The following is a 16,068-nucleotide window of genomic DNA, read 5'->3' as shown; positions in this document are numbered from 1 at the left end:
GTATCGATTATTGCGGTATGTCGAACATTTCAACTGCCGCGACAGTGCGCATGTCTTCGCATCCTCCACCTAACCGGATACCGCGGACCGGGCAAGCATCAAGATAATCTATGCCGATAGCCAGTTTCAAATGCTGATTGGGCTGGCAGGTGTTATTGGTGACGTCAAAGCTCTGCCAGCGGTCATCCAGCCAGGCTTCCGCCCAGGCATGCATCGCCACATGGGCGGAATCTTCAGTATAAAGGTAGCCGCTGACATAGCGCGCCGGAATGCCCAGACTGCGGCAGCAGGCGAGAAAGACGTGAGTGTGATCCTGACATACGCCTTGCTGCGCGGAAAACGCCTGCGACGCGCTGTCTTTCACCGTGGTGGTGCCGGGGCTGTAGGGCATTTTCAGCAACAGCTCACCCATCAGGCTGCACAGGCTTTCGTGCTGAGCCTGTGGCCGGTAATAACGATGCGCAAAATCGCGGATCGCACCGTCGGCCTGCGTCAGCGGGCTGGTACGCAGGAACACCAGCGGCGAGAGATGGCCGCAGCTGTCGTCTTCGGTGTTGTCTTCGATCTCCACCATGCCGTTGGCCTCAATGGTGATCGCCTGATGCGGCTGGTCGAGGGTCAGCACATGCAAAACGTTGCCGTAGGCATCAAAGGTGCGGGTGGCATATTCCGGCAGGGTTAAATCCCATGACAGGATTTTCTGATGGCTGGAGTTTTGCGGGGTAAGGCGCAGGTATTGCGTGCTGTGTTTGACCTGCTGCGCATAGGTGTAATGCGTCTGATGACTGACATTCAGTTTCATTATTGTGCCTCCAGATAGGTCTGATGGATGCTCTCGGCGATAGCGCCGGTCTGGTCGAGGAACTGCATCAACCAGGGGCTGAGGCCCATTTCGACAATCTCTTCCATTTCGGTGAAACGAAGCTGCGCGTGCAGGGTATGAACGCGGCGGCGTGGCAGGTTGCCTGCGGTGCCGCCGATTTCTTCCAGCTGTTCGGCCATGATTTCCACGCAAGACAGCAGTGAGCGCGGTAATTCACGGCGCAGGATCAGCAATTCAGCGATGCGTTTCTGGCTAAGTTGCTGCTTATAAAGCGTGTGGAACGCTTCGCGGGCGCTCACCGCGCGCAGCAGGGTGTCCATCCGGTAATATTCGCGTACCGGATCTTCATCGGCGTTGAGAAGCTGATTTTTGGCATCCAGCAGGCGGGCTGTACTGTCTGCGCGCTCCAGCATGGTGCCGAGCCGGATGAAGTTCTGGGCGTCGCTGCGCAGCAAAGTGCCGAACATGGCGCCACGAAACAGGTGTGAGCGCTCCTTAACCCAGTCGAAAAATGAATCGGCGCCCGCCGACCCGACGCCCTGGCGGCGGATCAGTTTCATCTCGATCCAGGTGGCATTGATGCTTTCCCAGACTTCAGAAGACAGGCTGCCGCGCACGGCGTGAGCATTATTCCACGCCATTTGCAGACAGCTGAAAATGCTGCCGTGGTTGATGTTGTCTAACGCGAAAAAGTTGAGCAGATTGCTCATCGTCAGCTGCGGATAATGCGCATCGAACAGCGTGCGCGTGCCGGTCATGGTCAGCGGCACCAGCAGATCGTTATTTTCGTCGCGTGCTGTCACGTCGCGGATCGACATCATCGACAGCTTGTTAGTGACGTCCAGCAGACGGGCGATATTTTCGGCGCGTTCCAGATAACGCGCCATCCAGTACAGCTCACTGGCGGTTCTGCTTAGCATGCGTCGTCCTCCGTCGAATCTTCTTCCAGCACCCAGGTATCTTTGGTGCCACCGCCCTGCGATGAATTGACCACCAGCGAGCCTTCGGCCAGCGCAACGCGGGTGAGCCCGCCGGGCACCAGGCGAATTTCCGCACCGGTCAGGGCGAAAGGCCGTAAATCGATGTGGCGCGGCGCCAGGCCGTTTTCGACAAACGTCGGGCATGTTGAGAGCGCGAGTGTCTCCTGCGCGATGTAATTTTCAGGGCGGGTTTTTAGCAGATCGCGAAAACGGGCCAGCTCTTCCTGACTGGCCATCGGGCCAATCAGCATGCCGTAACCGCCTGCGCCATGAACCTCCTTCACCACCATTTTGTCCAGATTCGCCAGCACGAAAGAGAGATCGCTTTCTTTGCGGCATTGCCAGGTCGGCACGTTATTGAGGATCGGATCTTCGGCCAGATAGTAGCGGATCATCTCCGGTACATACGGGTAGATCGATTTGTCATCCGCCACGCCGGTACCGATCGCATTCGCCAGCACCACGCCGCCCGCGCGATAGACGGAAAGCAGGCCGGGCACGCCGAGCATGGAATCAGCACGAAACGCCAGCGGATCCAGGAACGCATCGTCGATGCGACGGTAAATCACGTCAATTTTGCACGGCCCGGCGGTGGTACGCATCAGTACGGCACCGTCTTTCACGAACAGATCGGCGCTTTCCACCAGCTCAACGCCCATTTGCTGCGCCAGGAAACTGTGCTCGAAATAGGCGCTGTTAAAGCGGCCCGGCGTCAGCACCACGACGGTCGGATCGTTCACCGGTGTGCTTTCGCGCAGGGTTTGCAGCAGGTGAGAAGGGTAGCGCGAAACCGGCGCGATCCGCTGCTGGGCGAAGAGTTCCGGGTATAACCGCATCATCATTTTGCGGTTTTCCATCATATAGGAGACGCCGGAGGGCGTGCGCAGGTTGTCTTCCAGCACGTAATATTCACCGTCGCCGCCGCGCACCATGTCGGTGCCGGCGATGTGGGCGTAAGTATCACGGTGAAGATCGATGCCCTGCATGCAAGGCTGATATTGATCGTTTGCCAGCACCTGTTCGGCAGGCACGATCCCGGCTTTGAGGATCTTCTGGTCGTGGTAAATATCATGCAGAAACGCATTCAGCGCCTGTACCCGCTGACGGATACCGCGATCGAGCATTTGCCATTCCCCGGCAGGAATAATGCGCGGCACGCTGTCGAACGGGATCAGCCGCTCCGCGCCATCATCTTCGCCGTAAACATTAAAGGTAATCCCCACCCGGTGGAACAGCAGCGCAGCTTCCTCTTTTTTGCGCTGGACGGCCTGTTGATCGGCCTGCTGCAACCACTGCCAGTAAGCCTGATAATGGCTGCGGTGTTTCCCTTCAGCCATTAACATCTCATCAAAAAAGGGTGAATCGGAAAGGTCAATCTTGATCATCATCACCTCACAAACTGGACAGGCTGCAATTGAATCGTTCAATAACAATGAAGATCAGGCATAAAGTGTGCCAGCGTGCAAAATGGGCTGGAAATCAGGAGAAAAGAGGCAGGGCTGCTTAATTATAGGGCGGAAAGCGGGTTCTTTGCCTGATAATGGGGCAAAAAAAACCAGCCCGCAGGCTGGTCTGGTGCATCGGTGGCACGAATTAACGGCGTACAGCGATGGCTTCGATTTCGATTTTCACGTCTTTTGGCAGACGCGCGACTTCAACGCAGGAACGGGCCGGGAATGGCGCGTTGTGTTCGGTGAAGAAGGCTTCATACGTGGCGTTAACGGTGGTGAAGTCGTTCAGATCTTTCACGAAAACGGTGGTTTTCACGATGTCTGAAACTTTCAGGCCAGCGGCTTCCACGATCGCCTGCACGTTTTCCAGTGACTGGCGTGCCTGAGCGGCGATATCGTCGGCCACGGCGCCGGTTTTAGGATCCACCGGGATCTGACCGGACGTGATGATCATGCTGCCCAGATCGACGCCCTGAACATAAGGACCGATGGCTGCCGGAGCGTTTTCAGTGCTGATTTCGCGGGACATAATGTCTCCTGATTTGAGTTAAGGTGAATGAAAAATTATCCCTCAGTATAAAGGGTTAATCGTTGTTCAGCACCACCTGGTGCTCAAACTCTTTCTCGCAATACTTACATTTCAGGTGCACGCCGTCGGCACGCTGTTTCACCGCAAAACTGGAATCCACCGGCTCAAAGCGGCTGATGCAGTTGCCGTTCGGGCAGCGTAAAACGCCCACAATCCGGTCCGGCAGCGTCGGCATCAGTTTCTTCACCACTTCATAATCATCAATGCGATTTACCGTCGCGCGCGGGGCGTACACCGCCAGCTGATTGACCTGCTCGTCGGTCAGAAATGTATTCTCGATTTTGATGATGTCTTTGCGGCCAAGTTCGCCGGACGGCAGGTTCAGGCCGACGGTGACGCGTTGTTCCGTCTGGGTAAATTTGAACAGAGACAGCAGCTTAAACCCGACCTGCGCGGGAATATGGTCGATCACCGTACCGCATTTGATCGCTTCAACCTGAAGTTTATTGTCGTGAGTCATGATCGTTTCTCCTCAAGTTTATTGGGCAGTGTCTGCGTTCAGCACCAGTGCCAGCAACGCCTGGCGCGCAAAAATGCCGTTTCCGGCCTGCTGGAAATACCAGGCGTAAGGCGTTTTATCGACATCCGGCGTGATCTCGTCAATACGCGGCAGCGGATGCAGCACTTTCAGATGCGGCTGAGCATGGGTCAGATCGGCGGCGCGTAACACAAACTGCGCCTTCACATTGGCGTACTCAGAGGGATCAAGACGCTCTTTCTGCACGCGGGTCATGTACAGAATATCGATGTCCGGCACGACCTCCTCGATGCTGCTATGCAGGCTGTATTCAATCCCTTTCTCTTCCAGCAGCGCCAGAATGTAGCCCGGCATCGCCAGTGCGTCCGGGGCGATAAAGTAGAAACGGTTGCCGTTAAATTTCGCCAGCGCCTGCGCCAGGGAATGCACCGTGCGGCCATATTTCAGGTCGCCGACCATGGCGATGTTGATGTTATCCAGGCGGCCCTGTGTTTCCTGAATGGTGAACAAGTCCAGCAGGGTTTGGGTCGGATGCTGATTCGCACCGTCACCGGCGTTCAGTACCGGAATGTTGCCGGAGAATTCAGTGGCCAGACGCGCCGCGCCTTCCTGCGGATGGCGCATCACAATGGCATCGACGTAGGTGCTGATCACCGAAATGGTGTCGGCCAGCGTCTCGCCTTTTTTGCCAAGCGACGTGTTGCTGCTGTCCGAGAACCCGACCACCGACGCACCGAGGCGGTGAACGGAGGCTTCAAACGACAGGCGCGTGCGGGTGGACGCTTCAAAGAAACAGCTGGCGATGACTTTGTGTTTCAACAATTCAGGCTGCGGACTGGCTTTCAGGCTGGCGGCGGTCTCGAGCACCAGCTCGAGCTCCTCGCGGCTGAGATCGTTAATTGAAATGATGTCTTTTAGATACAGCGGATTCGCCATCGTCATTCTCCTGTTTCTTTGTGCTTAAAAGATGTGCTTGCAGTGGCTGCACACTCAAATTTCGGACAAAAAAAAGCCCCTGCAATGAGGGGCCTTTCTTTTTGATCAACTGAACGCTGACCAGCAATACAACGGAAGAACAACGGCAGCGGGCTGCCTGATGGCACGGTGTCTGGTCGATCGTCTGAGCGCAAAACGTGGCAAATGTTCATGGGTTCTCCCGGCAAATTGTGGCGCATTATACGCGCGTAACCGGCGACATCAAGCGGAAAATCGCCCGCAGGCAAACGTTTGGCTGTGGCCGGATCCGCAGGCAAAAAGTGTTAACTGGATCAAGGGGCGCAGGGCAAGAGTGCATTATCATGTTCCCACATTGAAACATCATTTCATTTTTACTACAGCAAAGGGAAAATCATGATTACCGGTAATATTCATCAGTTACATTTAGTCCCCTATCTGCCTGCCGCGCTGCGAGAAGCGATCGAATTCGTCAAACAGAACATCAATGCCGATACCCCGCTGGGTAAACACGATATCTGTGGCGATGACGTTTTCGTGCTGATTTCCAATGATTCAACGGCACCTCAGGCAGAACGCCGTGCCGAGTTTCATGCGCGTTATCTGGATATTCAGATTATCCTCAATGGGACTGAAGGCATGACTTTCAGCAACTTACCGGCAGGGTACGTTGACACCGACTGGCTGGCCGACAAGGACATCGCGTTTCTGGCTGCCGGTGAACAGGAAAAAACCATGATCATGCAGACCGGCGATTTCGTGGTGTTTTATCCGGGCGAAGTGCATAAACCGCTGTGCGCCGTTGGCGAACCGGCCAACGTGCGCAAAGCCGTGGTGAAAATGGACGCCAGCGTGTTACCCGCTTAACGATCTGCAGGCTGACGTTTAGTACGTTTAAACAATTTCATCCGCCAGCGACGCAGTCTTCCGAGGCGTTCTGGCGCTTTCAGTTTGTGTTTGATCCACACCACCTGCCACGGCTGGAGTCGCGTCTGCCCGTTAAACACGTCCCCGCCAATCAGATCCTTGCCTTCTACCGCCAGTTTCAGCACCTGTGAACGGCTGCTGATGTTAAACACGCAGGTTATGCGGTCTTCTGTTTTCGGATCATAGCGTTCCATGGCAAACAGCGATTTCCCGAGGTCAAACACCCGCTGACCAGCCTGTGGCGAGAACGCCGGATGGGCGCGCCGGTGCCTTATCAGTGCCTGTAAGCCCTCGAATACCCGCGCGGGCAGACTGTCTTTCTTATCCAGTTCGGCCTCAATTTTACTCAGATCCAGCTTTTTACGGTTGATGCGCCGGTTGATCCCGGACTGATGCATGCCGTCGAGATCGTTTTCGCTGCCCAGCAGGCTGTGGATATAAATCGCCGGAACGCCGATGAACGACAACAACAGCGCCTGCGCCGCCAGGAACTTGCGCGCTTTCATTTCGACGCTATCTTCCGGTTCGGTCAGTGCGCTCAGGTAATTGATATTCAGCTCATAAGGAGAATGGGTGCCGTCGCCGTTGTCTTTGTAGGAGACGCGCCCCTCTTTACGCAGCGTTTCCTGCGCCATGTATTTGCGTTCTTCATCGCTGAGAAAGGTTTCTGTCGGGCGCAGGCCGATCCCGTCGTGGCTGGCGAGGAAGTTGAAATACGTGGTGTCAGGGTAGCGCGCTTCGGCATTCAGGCTCTGTGCCCAGCGGGTGAGTGTGGTGGTGTCTTCGCGTAAAAACGCATGCAGCGTCAGCGGCGGCAGCGGGAACTGATACACCATGTGCGCCTCATCGCCTTCACCGAAATAACTGATGTTTTCGTGATGCGGAACGTTGGTTTCGGTAATCAACCGCGTGCCGGGGATCACTTCATCCAGAATCGTGCGCCACACTTTGATGATGTTGTGCGCCTGTGGCAGGTGAATACAGGAGGTTCCGGCTTCCTTCCAGATATACCCGATGGCATCGAGGCGAATCGACTGCCCGCCGCTGGCCGCGTATTGCAGCAGCACGTCGATGCTTTCCAGCAGGACCTGCGGATTTTTGAAATTAATGTCCACCTGATCTTCGCTGAAGGTTGTCCACAGATACAGCTCGGTGCCGTCGGCTTTGATAAAGGGAGAGAGCAGCGGCGAAGCGCGCGGGCGCACAACCCGGCTGTAATCGAGTTCAGGGTTGGCGTCGATGAAATACCCTTTGTAATAGGGATCGTCGTGCAGATAGCCTTTCATCCAGTCGCTTGAACGCGAGATGTGATTAATCACGCAGTCGAACATCAGATTAAAGTTCTCTGACAGGTGGTGAATGTCAGACCATCCTCCGAGATTTTCGTCGATTCGCCGGTAGTCGATCACGCTGAAGCCGTCATCCGAGCTGTACGGGTACATCGGCAAAATATGGATGTCGCTGATAATGTCGCGCAAATAGGTGTTAGCAAAATGATTCAGCGTCGCCAGCGGCGGTTGCTCGCCCTGACGTATATTGTCGCCATAAGTAATCAGATAAATATTCGTACCGTCCACCCAGCCGGTGGTGCGGTGTTTGCCGTAATCCCATTTGTTGGCGAGATGCAGAATCTTTTTCAGCAGATCGGCGATGTGTTCCCTGGGGTAAATCCTGCTTAACAGGCTTTCCAGCCGCAGGACATACTCAAGATTTACTGAGCTCATATCGGTTCCTTCTCACTGCATTTCTGTTTTTCTGACAAAGGCGATAAAACGAAAGCGCTTTAAAAAGGTTAGTTGAAAATGACCGGCTGTGGCGACAAAAGGGGGGATAACGGAGAATTCTGGAGGAAAAAGGCGGCATCATCCGCAAAAAATTCGGGATGATGCCGTGGAATTTATTCTGTGCCGAGTGTGGCAACCATGACGGCTTTGATGGTGTGCAGACGGTTTTCCGCCTGATCGAACACGACGCTGTGGCGGGACTCAAAGACGTCGTCAGTGACTTCCATACCGCCCTGCAAACCGTATTCTTCGGCCATTTGTTTGCCGAGTGTGGTCTGATCATCATGGAACGCAGGCAGACAGTGCAGGAATTTCACGTCAGGATTGCCGGTCAGCGCCAGCATCGCGCTGTTCACCTGATAAGGACGCAACAGGTTGATACGCTCCTTCCAGGCCTCTTTCGGTTCACCCATCGACACCCAGACGTCGGTATAGAGGAAATCCGCGTCTTTCACGCCGGTAGCAATGTCTTCGGTGAGCGTGATAGTGCCGCCATTTTCATTTGCGAGATGTTGACAGGTCGCGACCAGGTCGGCATCGGGCCAGCATACTGACGGTGCCACAAGGCGTAAATCCAGCCCGCACAGCGCGGCAGCTTCCAGCAGCGAGTTGCCCATATTGTTACGTGTGTCGCCCAGATACGCCAGGCGCATCCCTTTGAGCGGCTGATTTGGCAGATGCTCCTGCATGGTCAGCAGGTCGGCCAGCAGCTGCGTCGGGTGAAATTCATTGGTTAAGCCATTCCATACCGGCACGCCGGAATATTCCGCCAGCGTTTCCACTTTATCCTGACCGTAGCCACGATACTGAATACCGTCGTACATCCGGCCCAATACGCGGGCGGTGTCTTTCATCGATTCTTTATGGCCGATCTGGCTGCCACTGGGGCCGAGATAAGTGACTTTTGCCCCCTGGTCATATGCGGCAACTTCGAAAGAGCATCGTGTGCGGGTTGAGTCTTTTTCGAAGATGAGCGCGATGTTTTTGCCTTGCAGGCGGGCTTTCTCAGTGCCATTTTTCTTTGCCGCTTTCAGTTCAGCGGAGAGTGTCAGCAGGGACGAAATCTCTGACGGGGTAAAATCCAGTAACCTGAGAAAATGACGTTTACTCAACAAACTCATGATGTCGCTCCATAGCGCGTAAGCATTTCGGATTGAATTAAAATTCAATTTATATGTATGAATATGCAATTACAACCCCACAGAGAAAACTTTCTCTTTAATAGTGGAGGCGCGCTCTATGGTGTGTGAAAATAGCGTACAAACGTCAAATTGATTGAGGACTGAGATATGGCAAACCGTGAATTGCTGGAAGAACAACGTGAAGAAACTCGCTTAATCATCGAAGAGCTGCTGGACGATGGCAGCGATCCTGACGCGCTTTACACCATTGAACACCACTTATCTTCAGAAAAGTTCGAAGTTCTGGAGAAAGCGGTCGTAGAAGCTTTCAAACTGGGTTATGAAGTTTCCGACCCGGAAGAGCTGGAAGCTGAAGACGGTACTGTCATGATGTGCTGTGACGTGATTAGCGAAGTGGCGCTGAATGCAGAGCTTATCGACGCACAGGTTGAGCAACTGATGAATTTGGCCGAAACCAACGGCGTTAACTACGACGGTTGGGGCACTTACTTCGAAGGCGACGACGACGAAGAAGGTGAAGAAGGCGAAGACGAAGATTTCATCGACGAAGATGATGACGGCAAACGTCATTGATTGAGTCGGGCTTCTGAATTTCGATTCATGAAGAAAGAAAAGGCTGCCGGAGACGGTGGCCTTTTTTGTTTGTGCATGACAGCCCCCCTTTGTGACTCCCTTCGCATTAAGCAAATTTCATAAACCCTAAGTGAAATATGGTTAAATTCAACGCACCTGCCAAAAGTTAACATACCAATTCTGAAAGATATTCTACCTCATGGTGTGGAGTCAGATTATGGCAGCCGTAAAGAAATTGTCTGTTATAGAAAAACTTGGTTTTGGTATGGGAGACGCCGCTTGCGGGATCGTTTATTCCTCCGTCACGATGTTTCTGACCTACTTTTATACCGATATCTACGGGCTTTCCGCGGCAGCGGTCGGGGTGATGTTTCTGGTCACACGCATTCTGGATGCCGTCAGCGATCCGCTCACCGGTATTTTTGCGGACCGCGTGAAAACCCGCTGGGGGCATTTTCGCCCGTGGCTGATTTGGTTCGCCATTCCTTATGCCGTGCTGGCGGTGATGACGTTCACCACGCCTGATTTTGGTCATTCCGGAAAACTGCTTTATGCCTACATTACTTATTCGCTGCTGATGCTGTGTTACACCTTTATCAATATTCCTTACTGCGCGCTGGGTGGGGTGATTACCACGGATGATAAAGACCGGCTTTCTGCACAATCCTACCGGTTCACGATTTCCTCTCTGGCGGGTTTACTGGTTTCTGTCGGCACTTTGTGGCTGGTGGATTATTTTGGTAAAGAGAATCAGCAGGCCGGATATCAGGCGACGATGGCGGTGATGGGCGCGATTGCGGTGTGTATGCTGGTGTTCTGTTTTTGTTTCACCAAAGAACGCATCACGGCGGAGGATACCCGTCAGGTATCGGTGATGAGTGATTTGAAAAATCTGCTGTCGAACGATCAGTGGCGTATTGTCGCGATTATCACCTTTTTCTCCAGTATGGCCGGAGTAATGCGCAGTTCCGCCACGTTGTATTACGCGACGTATCTGATGCTGGATAAGGGGCAGAGTCTGGTCAGCGGTACGGCGATGAAAAGTACGTTTATTACCACCAGCGTGGTCGGCACGATATTCGGGGCGATGGCGGCGGGGTATTTTGCCAAACGGTTCAGCACGCTGGCGATGTTTAAAAATATCAACCTGCTGCTGGTTCTGACGGGCGTCGTGATGTTTTTCGTACCGCCGAAATTCCTGCCGGTGATTTTTCCGCTGTATTTCATCATTGGTTTTTTACACCAGATGTACCAGCCGTTTAAATGGAACATGATGGCCAATGCGGCGGATTATGGTGAGTGGAAAACAGGGCGGCGGATCACCGGCCTCTCTTTCTCCGGGAATCTGTTCGCGTTAAAACTGGGGATGGCCTTTGCCGGGGCGTTCGTCGGGTTCTCACTCGGCTGGTTCGGTTATCACGCTGGTGCAGAAACCCAAACCGCGCTGGCAACGACCGGCATCATCGGTCTGCTGACCGTCGGACCTTCAGTGTCCTATCTGATCCTCTATTTCCTTGCCCGCTTCTACAAACTCGATGATGCCACGATGAAGAATATTCAGACGGATTTGGCGAAACGCAGCGGTGATATTGCCCGCGAGCAGGAAAACGCAGCCGGTAATCTGGCGCCTGTGATGGCGGTTAAATAAGGGGGAGATGAATATGGAGAAGATTAACCACGCTGGCTGGTGCGCAGATTTGGGTGACGGGCGTTATCAGAATCCTGTTTTGCATGCGGATTATTCGGACCCGGATATTGTCTGTGTAGGTGACGATATTTATATGGTGGCCTCGAGTTTTAACCATATTCCGGGCCTGCCCGTTCTTCATTCAACCGATCTGGTGAACTGGAAAATCATTAATCACGTCGTGCAGCGGATTAACTCGCCGGCATACGACAGCATGCAGCCTGGTAAAGGGATCTGGGCGCCGAGTATTCGTTATCACAACGGGCTGTTCTGGGTGTTTTACAGCATGCCCGATGAAGGCATTTTTATGTCTTATGCCGAAGACCCGGCCAAAGAATGGAGCGAGCCGCAGTGTATTAAAGCGGTGAAAGGCTGGATCGACCCTTGTCCATTCTGGGATGAGGACGGGCGGGCGTGGCTGGTTCATGCATTCGCCTACAGCCGTTCCGGAATCAAGCATCAGCTACAGCTTTGCGAAATGTCCCCGGACGCCACGTCCCTGCTCGATGAGGGTAAAATCATTTTCGATGGCGCGGTTTCCCATCCGACTATCGAAGGGCCAAAAGTCTACCGGCGTCATGGCTGGTATTATATTTTTGCCCCCGCCGGCGGCGTTGAAAGTGGCTGGCAGACCGTATTACGCTCCCGCCAGTTGAGCGGCCCGTTTGAGGCGCGCGATGTTTTACATCAGGGCACCACGACCGTGAATGGCCCTCACCAGGGCGGCTGGGTGGAACTGAAAAACGGCGAATGCTGGTTTGTTCATTTTCAGGATGCCGCACACAATGGCCGGATAGTGCACCTGCAACCGATGCGCTGGAACGGCGATGACTGGCCGGAGATCGGCGAGAAAATCAATGCCGAAGGGCTGGGGCAGCCGGTATCGGTGTACACAAAACCTGCTGCATACGCTCAGGAAATGCCATACGTTCCGCAAACGTCGGACAGTTTTGCCGACGGCCGCTTTGGCCTGCAATGGCAGTGGCAGGCGAACCCGCAGCCAGACTGGATAATCCCGTCGACGACTGGCCTGAAACTGGCCTGCCAGCCTTATGGCGCACGCTCTTTGTATGACACGCCGCAACTGCTTTTGCAGAAATTCTCCGCCCCTGAATTCACGGTGACCACCCGTCTGATACCGCATTTTAACCATGACGGTGAGCAAAGCGGTTTGATTGTGTATGGCGAGAGATACGGAGCGGTTTCGGTGTGTCAGCAGAATGGCGGGTGGGTGCTGGTGTTCGATTTCGGGTGGATGAGCGATAAAGGCGTTCTGAGCCAGAAAAGAACCGTGCTGGCAACGCTCACTGGTCATGGGTCGGTGTTCATCAGGGCGGATGTGTTGTCACGTGGCGTTTGTCATTTTTCATTCAGGCAGGTCGAAACGGAAGAGTGGAAAGCTGTTGAACCTCAATTTTCAATTTCAGCAGGGAAATGGGTGGGGGCGAAAATTGGCCTTTACTCGGCGGCCTCTGCAGTCAATGCTGATGCGGGCTACGGCGAGTTTGCCTATTTTTCGATGAGCGCCCGATAGCCATAAAAAAGCCAGCTCGCGGGAGCTGGCTGTTCTCTTCTTAAAGCACTTCACCGTTACTGCCAATCACTTTCTGATACCAGCCGAAGCTCTCTTTTTTAGAGCGCGCCATCGTGCCGGTGCCGTCGTCGTTTTTATCGACGTGAATGAAGCCGTAACGTTTGCTGTACTGGCCAGTGGTGAACGACACGCAGTCGATGCAGCCCCACGGCGTGTAGCCCATCAGATCCACGCCATCTTCCAGCACGGCTTTTTTCATCTGCCCGATGTGCGCCTTCAGATAGGCGATGCGGTAATCGTCGTGAATGACGCCGTCTTCACCGGCTTTGTCGATTGCGCCAAAGCCATTTTCGACGATAAACAGCGGCTTCTGATAACGTTCGTACAAGATATTCAGGGTGTAACGCAGACCGACAGGATCAATCTGCCAGCCCCAGTCGGATGCCTTCACATGTGGATTCGGCACGCTGCCCGCAAAGCCGGACAGGCCGTTATCATCGCTCGGATTGTGCGCCGAAATTGCGTTGCTCATGTAATAGCTCAGGCCGATGTAATCGGCACAGCCTTCGCGCAGCGCCTGAAGATCGCCGTCTTCCATTTTGATATTGAAACCGCGACGTTCCCACTCTTTCAGCGCATATGCCGGGTAGTAACCGCGCATATGCACGTCGCTGAACAGGAAGCGTTCGTGCATCGCTTCGACGGAATACATCACGTCGTCCGGATGGCAGGAGAACGGATAAAGCGGCACCATGGCGATCATGCAGCCGATTTTGAAATCAGGATTAATGGCATGGCCGAGTTTGACCACTTTGGCACTGGCAACGAACTGATGATGCAGCACCTGATACATAGTTTCTTCCGGATTTTCCTGCTCGGTAAACACCACGCCGGAGCAGCAATAACCGAACAACGGGTACTTCCAGTTGCGCTGGTTGTTGATCTCGTTGAAGGTCATCCAGTATTTGACCTTGCCTTTGTAACGCTCCATTACCACCTGGCTGAAACGCACAAAGAAATCCACCACCTGACGGTTTTTCCAGCCGCCATATTCTTTCACCAGATGCCACGGCATCTCAAAGTGAGAAAGGGTAATGACCGGCTCGATATTGTGTTTGAGTAGTTCATCAAACATATCATCGTAGAATTGCAGACCGGCTTCGTTAGGCTGCAATTCGTCACCGTTCGGGAAGATGCGCGTCCATGCAATCGAGGTGCGGAAGCATTTGAAGCCCATCTCAGCGAACAGCGCGATATCTTCTTTGTAGTGCGAGTAGAAATCGACGGCTTCGTGGTTTGGATAACTGTAACCCTCCAGCACGCCGTCGGTCATCACGCGGTCAACGCCGTGTGCGCCGCCGGAAAGCACGTCGCAGATGCTGATGCCTTTGCCGCCTTTGTTCCAGCCGCCTTCAACCTGATGCGCCGCTACCGCGCCGCCCCACAAGAAATCTTTCGGTAACTGATGACTCATTTGATTCTCCCTGGATACTTGATGAGGGCAGATTGCTTCTGCCCTGTAGATCGTAATGTCAGATTTAATTCATTTCCGCCTGCGCGGCACGCCGGGATTCAGCCTGTACCTTTTTGGTGGCCACCACATCGGGCTCGTCTTTGAAGCCGACCAGCCAGGTGAAGAGCGCACCGAGAACAAAGGCCACGCTTATCGACAGCAGGAAGCCAAGGAACTGCGGCATGTGGCCTTCTTTAAAGAACACCGGCAGCACGGCGATACCCGGCAGGCAGTAGCTCCATGACACCGCATTAAAGGAACCGGCTATCGCGCCGCCGATACCGCCCGCTACGCAGCTGCACAGGAAAGGTTTTTTCAGGCGCAGCGCCACACCGTAAATGGCCGGTTCAGTGATGCCAAACAGACCGGTCACGCCGGCGGAGAGCGAGATGCCTTTCATTTCACGGCTGCGGGTTTTCAGGTATACGCCGAACATGCTGCCGGTCATCGCAAAGACGGCGGAAGCCTGCAGGCCGGTAAAGGTGTCATAACCCAAGGTCGCGTAGTTGCCGACGGTCACCGGCGTAATGCCCCAGTGAACGCCCAGCGTGACCAGCGGTTGCCAGAAGGCGCCGACCACGAAACCGGCAATGATCGGGCTGAGGTGATAGAGATAATTATAAACGCCGCCGATCGCGCCGCCGATCATGTTACCGACCGGGCCGAACACCAGCAGGGTCATCGGCACCATAATGGCGATACAGAACATGGGGGTGAACAGGTTACGGATAACCACCGGCAGCACTTTATTAAAGAAGTGCTCGATGTACGACATCGCCCAGACCATCAGAATGATCGGGATTACGGAGGCGGTGTAACTCAGGTATTTCACCGGAATACCGAGGAAATCCAGCGTCGGTGCAGAAACCGGAATGCCGACCACGTTTTGTAGAATGTTGGCGATATCAGGGTTGCTCACCGCCTCGCGCATCAGTTGCTGCATGGCCGGGTCGGCGGAGTTGATTGAGGTGATCTTGAACGCGGTCAGCATGTTCATGTAATCAGGGCTGATCAGCGCACAGGCCGTAATCACGGCGGTGAAAGGGTTCACGTTGAATTTTTTGGCGGCGGTGAAGGCAATCATTACCGGCAGGAAAGTAAACGCCGTCCACGACACAAAGTTGAGAATACGGTAGGTGCCGCTGTTCGCATCCATAATCCCGACAGCGGCAAGGAAGGAGATGATCCCCTGTAAAATACCGCAGGCGGCGAGCTGATAAAGGAACGGGGTAAAAATGCTGGAGATGACGTCCATAACCCGGCTGACGATACCGACGTTTGGCGCTGAAACAGGTGCGTTTTCATCGATGTCGATCAGTTGTAATACCTGTTTATAGGCATCGCTGACGTGGTTGCCGATCACCACCTGCATCTGGCCACCGGCCTCAATCACTGTGATCACGCCTTTTACACGTTTTAATTCTTCTTTATCGACGGCTTTATTATCTTTCAGAACAAAACGTAAACGGGTAGCGCAATGTGTGATGCTAATCACATTAGCATTGCCGCCGATATATTTAACAATATCCTGGGCTGTTTGTGCGTAATCAATGGCCATTATTTATTATTCTCCTGCCGGGGTGTACAGAGATGAGTTTTATTTTTTTAATCGCTGGCAGGAGTGTAGCAAAAG

Annotated in this window: 14 protein-coding genes; 4 read left to right on the top strand and 10 right to left on the bottom strand. The window is 53.9% G+C overall.

The window, feature by feature from the left end; all coding sequences use genetic code 11:
• Positions 1–7 precede the first annotated feature (7 nt).
• The 6 genes from ED901_RS01485 to pyrB form a co-directional block, all read right to left on the bottom strand.
• On the bottom strand, positions 8–802 hold the full coding sequence (locus ED901_RS01485) for a transglutaminase family protein (RefSeq protein ID WP_056776478.1): 795 nt from the start codon (positions 800–802) through the stop codon (positions 8–10).
• Entirely contained in the window at positions 802–1,743 is a 942-nt protein-coding gene (locus ED901_RS01480; RefSeq protein ID WP_056776481.1) for an alpha-E domain-containing protein, read from the bottom strand. The genes ED901_RS01485 and ED901_RS01480 overlap by 1 nt, the downstream gene beginning before the upstream one ends.
• Positions 1,737–3,188 (bottom strand): circularly permuted type 2 ATP-grasp protein, encoded by a 1,452-nt coding sequence (locus ED901_RS01475; protein ID WP_056776484.1) that lies wholly within the window; start codon positions 3,186–3,188, stop codon positions 1,737–1,739. Before ED901_RS01475 ends, ED901_RS01480 begins: the two co-directional genes overlap by 7 nt.
• Positions 3,189–3,396: 208 nt before the next feature.
• A complete protein-coding gene (ridA, locus tag ED901_RS01470) occupies positions 3,397–3,783 on the bottom strand; it encodes a 2-iminobutanoate/2-iminopropanoate deaminase (RefSeq protein WP_122094395.1) in 387 nt (128 codons plus the stop codon).
• A 55-nt stretch (positions 3,784–3,838) separates the two neighbouring features.
• The gene (pyrI, locus tag ED901_RS01465) at positions 3,839–4,303 is read right to left on the bottom strand and encodes an aspartate carbamoyltransferase regulatory subunit (RefSeq protein ID WP_056776493.1); all 465 of its coding nucleotides are present in this window, start codon (positions 4,301–4,303) and stop codon (positions 3,839–3,841) included.
• 18 nt (positions 4,304–4,321) lie between these two features.
• Positions 4,322–5,257: an aspartate carbamoyltransferase gene (pyrB, locus tag ED901_RS01460; RefSeq protein ID WP_056776496.1), complete on the bottom strand. Its 936-nt coding sequence runs from the start codon at positions 5,255–5,257 to the stop codon at positions 4,322–4,324.
• Positions 5,258–5,671: 414 nt separating this feature from the next.
• Here pyrB and ED901_RS01450 point away from each other — a divergent pair, with 414 nt between their 5' ends.
• A complete protein-coding gene (locus ED901_RS01450; protein ID WP_122094391.1) occupies positions 5,672–6,142 on the top strand; it encodes a YhcH/YjgK/YiaL family protein in 471 nt (156 codons plus the stop codon).
• Here the strand turns inward: ED901_RS01450 and ED901_RS01445 are convergent.
• Together ED901_RS01445 and argF are read right to left on the bottom strand one after the other, a co-directional pair.
• Positions 6,139–7,926: a sugar phosphorylase gene (locus ED901_RS01445; RefSeq protein WP_122094389.1), complete on the bottom strand. Its 1,788-nt coding sequence runs from the start codon at positions 7,924–7,926 to the stop codon at positions 6,139–6,141. The two genes, ED901_RS01450 and ED901_RS01445, sit on opposite strands and share 4 nt — an antisense overlap.
• Positions 7,927–8,099: 173 nt before the next feature.
• The gene (gene argF / locus ED901_RS01440; RefSeq protein ID WP_122094387.1) at positions 8,100–9,107 is read right to left on the bottom strand and encodes an ornithine carbamoyltransferase; all 1,008 of its coding nucleotides are present in this window, start codon (positions 9,105–9,107) and stop codon (positions 8,100–8,102) included.
• Positions 9,108–9,275: 168 nt separating this feature from the next.
• Between argF and rraB the strand changes: the two genes are divergently transcribed.
• The 3 genes from rraB (at position 9,276) to ED901_RS01425 (ending at position 12,922) form a co-directional block, all read left to right on the top strand.
• A complete protein-coding gene (rraB, locus tag ED901_RS01435) occupies positions 9,276–9,701 on the top strand; it encodes a ribonuclease E inhibitor RraB (protein WP_056776511.1) in 426 nt (141 codons plus the stop codon).
• 217 nt (positions 9,702–9,918) lie between these two features.
• The gene (locus ED901_RS01430) at positions 9,919–11,349 is read left to right on the top strand and encodes a glycoside-pentoside-hexuronide (GPH):cation symporter (protein WP_122094385.1); all 1,431 of its coding nucleotides are present in this window, start codon (positions 9,919–9,921) and stop codon (positions 11,347–11,349) included.
• 13 nt (positions 11,350–11,362) lie between these two features.
• Positions 11,363–12,922: a glycoside hydrolase 43 family protein gene (locus ED901_RS01425; protein ID WP_122094383.1), complete on the top strand. Its 1,560-nt coding sequence runs from the start codon at positions 11,363–11,365 to the stop codon at positions 12,920–12,922.
• Positions 12,923–12,962: 40 nt separating this feature from the next.
• On the opposite strand, the gene ED901_RS01420 is transcribed toward ED901_RS01425, so the two are convergent.
• Together ED901_RS01420 and ED901_RS01415 are read right to left on the bottom strand one after the other, a co-directional pair.
• Positions 12,963–14,396: a 6-phospho-beta-glucosidase gene (locus ED901_RS01420; protein WP_122094381.1), complete on the bottom strand. Its 1,434-nt coding sequence runs from the start codon at positions 14,394–14,396 to the stop codon at positions 12,963–12,965.
• 64 nt (positions 14,397–14,460) lie between these two features.
• Entirely contained in the window at positions 14,461–15,993 is a 1,533-nt protein-coding gene (locus tag ED901_RS01415) for a PTS transporter subunit EIIC (protein ID WP_056776524.1), read from the bottom strand.
• Positions 15,994–16,068 lie beyond the last annotated feature (75 nt).

Origin of the sequence: Rahnella sp. Larv3_ips (genome assembly GCF_003697865.1) — a bacterium.
GTDB lineage: Bacteria > Pseudomonadota > Gammaproteobacteria > Enterobacterales > Enterobacteriaceae > Rahnella > Rahnella rivi.
The sequence above is the reverse complement of the archived record's forward strand: the minus strand, read 5'-3'. Positions and strand labels throughout refer to the sequence as shown.

Bases quoted from the DNA above. Each gene is read 5' to 3' on its own strand.
- ED901_RS01485 (WP_056776478.1), bottom strand. From the start codon at position 802: ATGAAACTGAATGTCAGTCATCAGACGCATTACACCTATGCGCAGCAG.
- ED901_RS01480 (WP_056776481.1), bottom strand. From the start codon at position 1,743: ATGCTAAGCAGAACCGCCAGTGAGCTGTACTGGATGGCGCGTTATCTG.
- ED901_RS01475 (WP_056776484.1), bottom strand. From the start codon at position 3,188: ATGATCAAGATTGACCTTTCCGATTCACCCTTTTTTGATGAGATGTTA.
- ridA (WP_122094395.1), bottom strand. From the start codon at position 3,783: ATGTCCCGCGAAATCAGCACTGAAAACGCTCCGGCAGCCATCGGTCCT.
- pyrI (WP_056776493.1), bottom strand. From the start codon at position 4,303: ATGACTCACGACAATAAACTTCAGGTTGAAGCGATCAAATGCGGTACG.
- pyrB (WP_056776496.1), bottom strand. From the start codon at position 5,257: ATGGCGAATCCGCTGTATCTAAAAGACATCATTTCAATTAACGATCTC.
- ED901_RS01450 (WP_122094391.1), top strand. From the start codon at position 5,672: ATGATTACCGGTAATATTCATCAGTTACATTTAGTCCCCTATCTGCCT.
- ED901_RS01445 (WP_122094389.1), bottom strand. From the start codon at position 7,926: ATGAGCTCAGTAAATCTTGAGTATGTCCTGCGGCTGGAAAGCCTGTTA.
- argF (WP_122094387.1), bottom strand. From the start codon at position 9,107: ATGAGTTTGTTGAGTAAACGTCATTTTCTCAGGTTACTGGATTTTACC.
- rraB (WP_056776511.1), top strand. From the start codon at position 9,276: ATGGCAAACCGTGAATTGCTGGAAGAACAACGTGAAGAAACTCGCTTA.
- ED901_RS01430 (WP_122094385.1), top strand. From the start codon at position 9,919: ATGGCAGCCGTAAAGAAATTGTCTGTTATAGAAAAACTTGGTTTTGGT.
- ED901_RS01425 (WP_122094383.1), top strand. From the start codon at position 11,363: ATGGAGAAGATTAACCACGCTGGCTGGTGCGCAGATTTGGGTGACGGG.
- ED901_RS01420 (WP_122094381.1), bottom strand. From the start codon at position 14,396: ATGAGTCATCAGTTACCGAAAGATTTCTTGTGGGGCGGCGCGGTAGCG.
- ED901_RS01415 (WP_056776524.1), bottom strand. From the start codon at position 15,993: ATGGCCATTGATTACGCACAAACAGCCCAGGATATTGTTAAATATATC.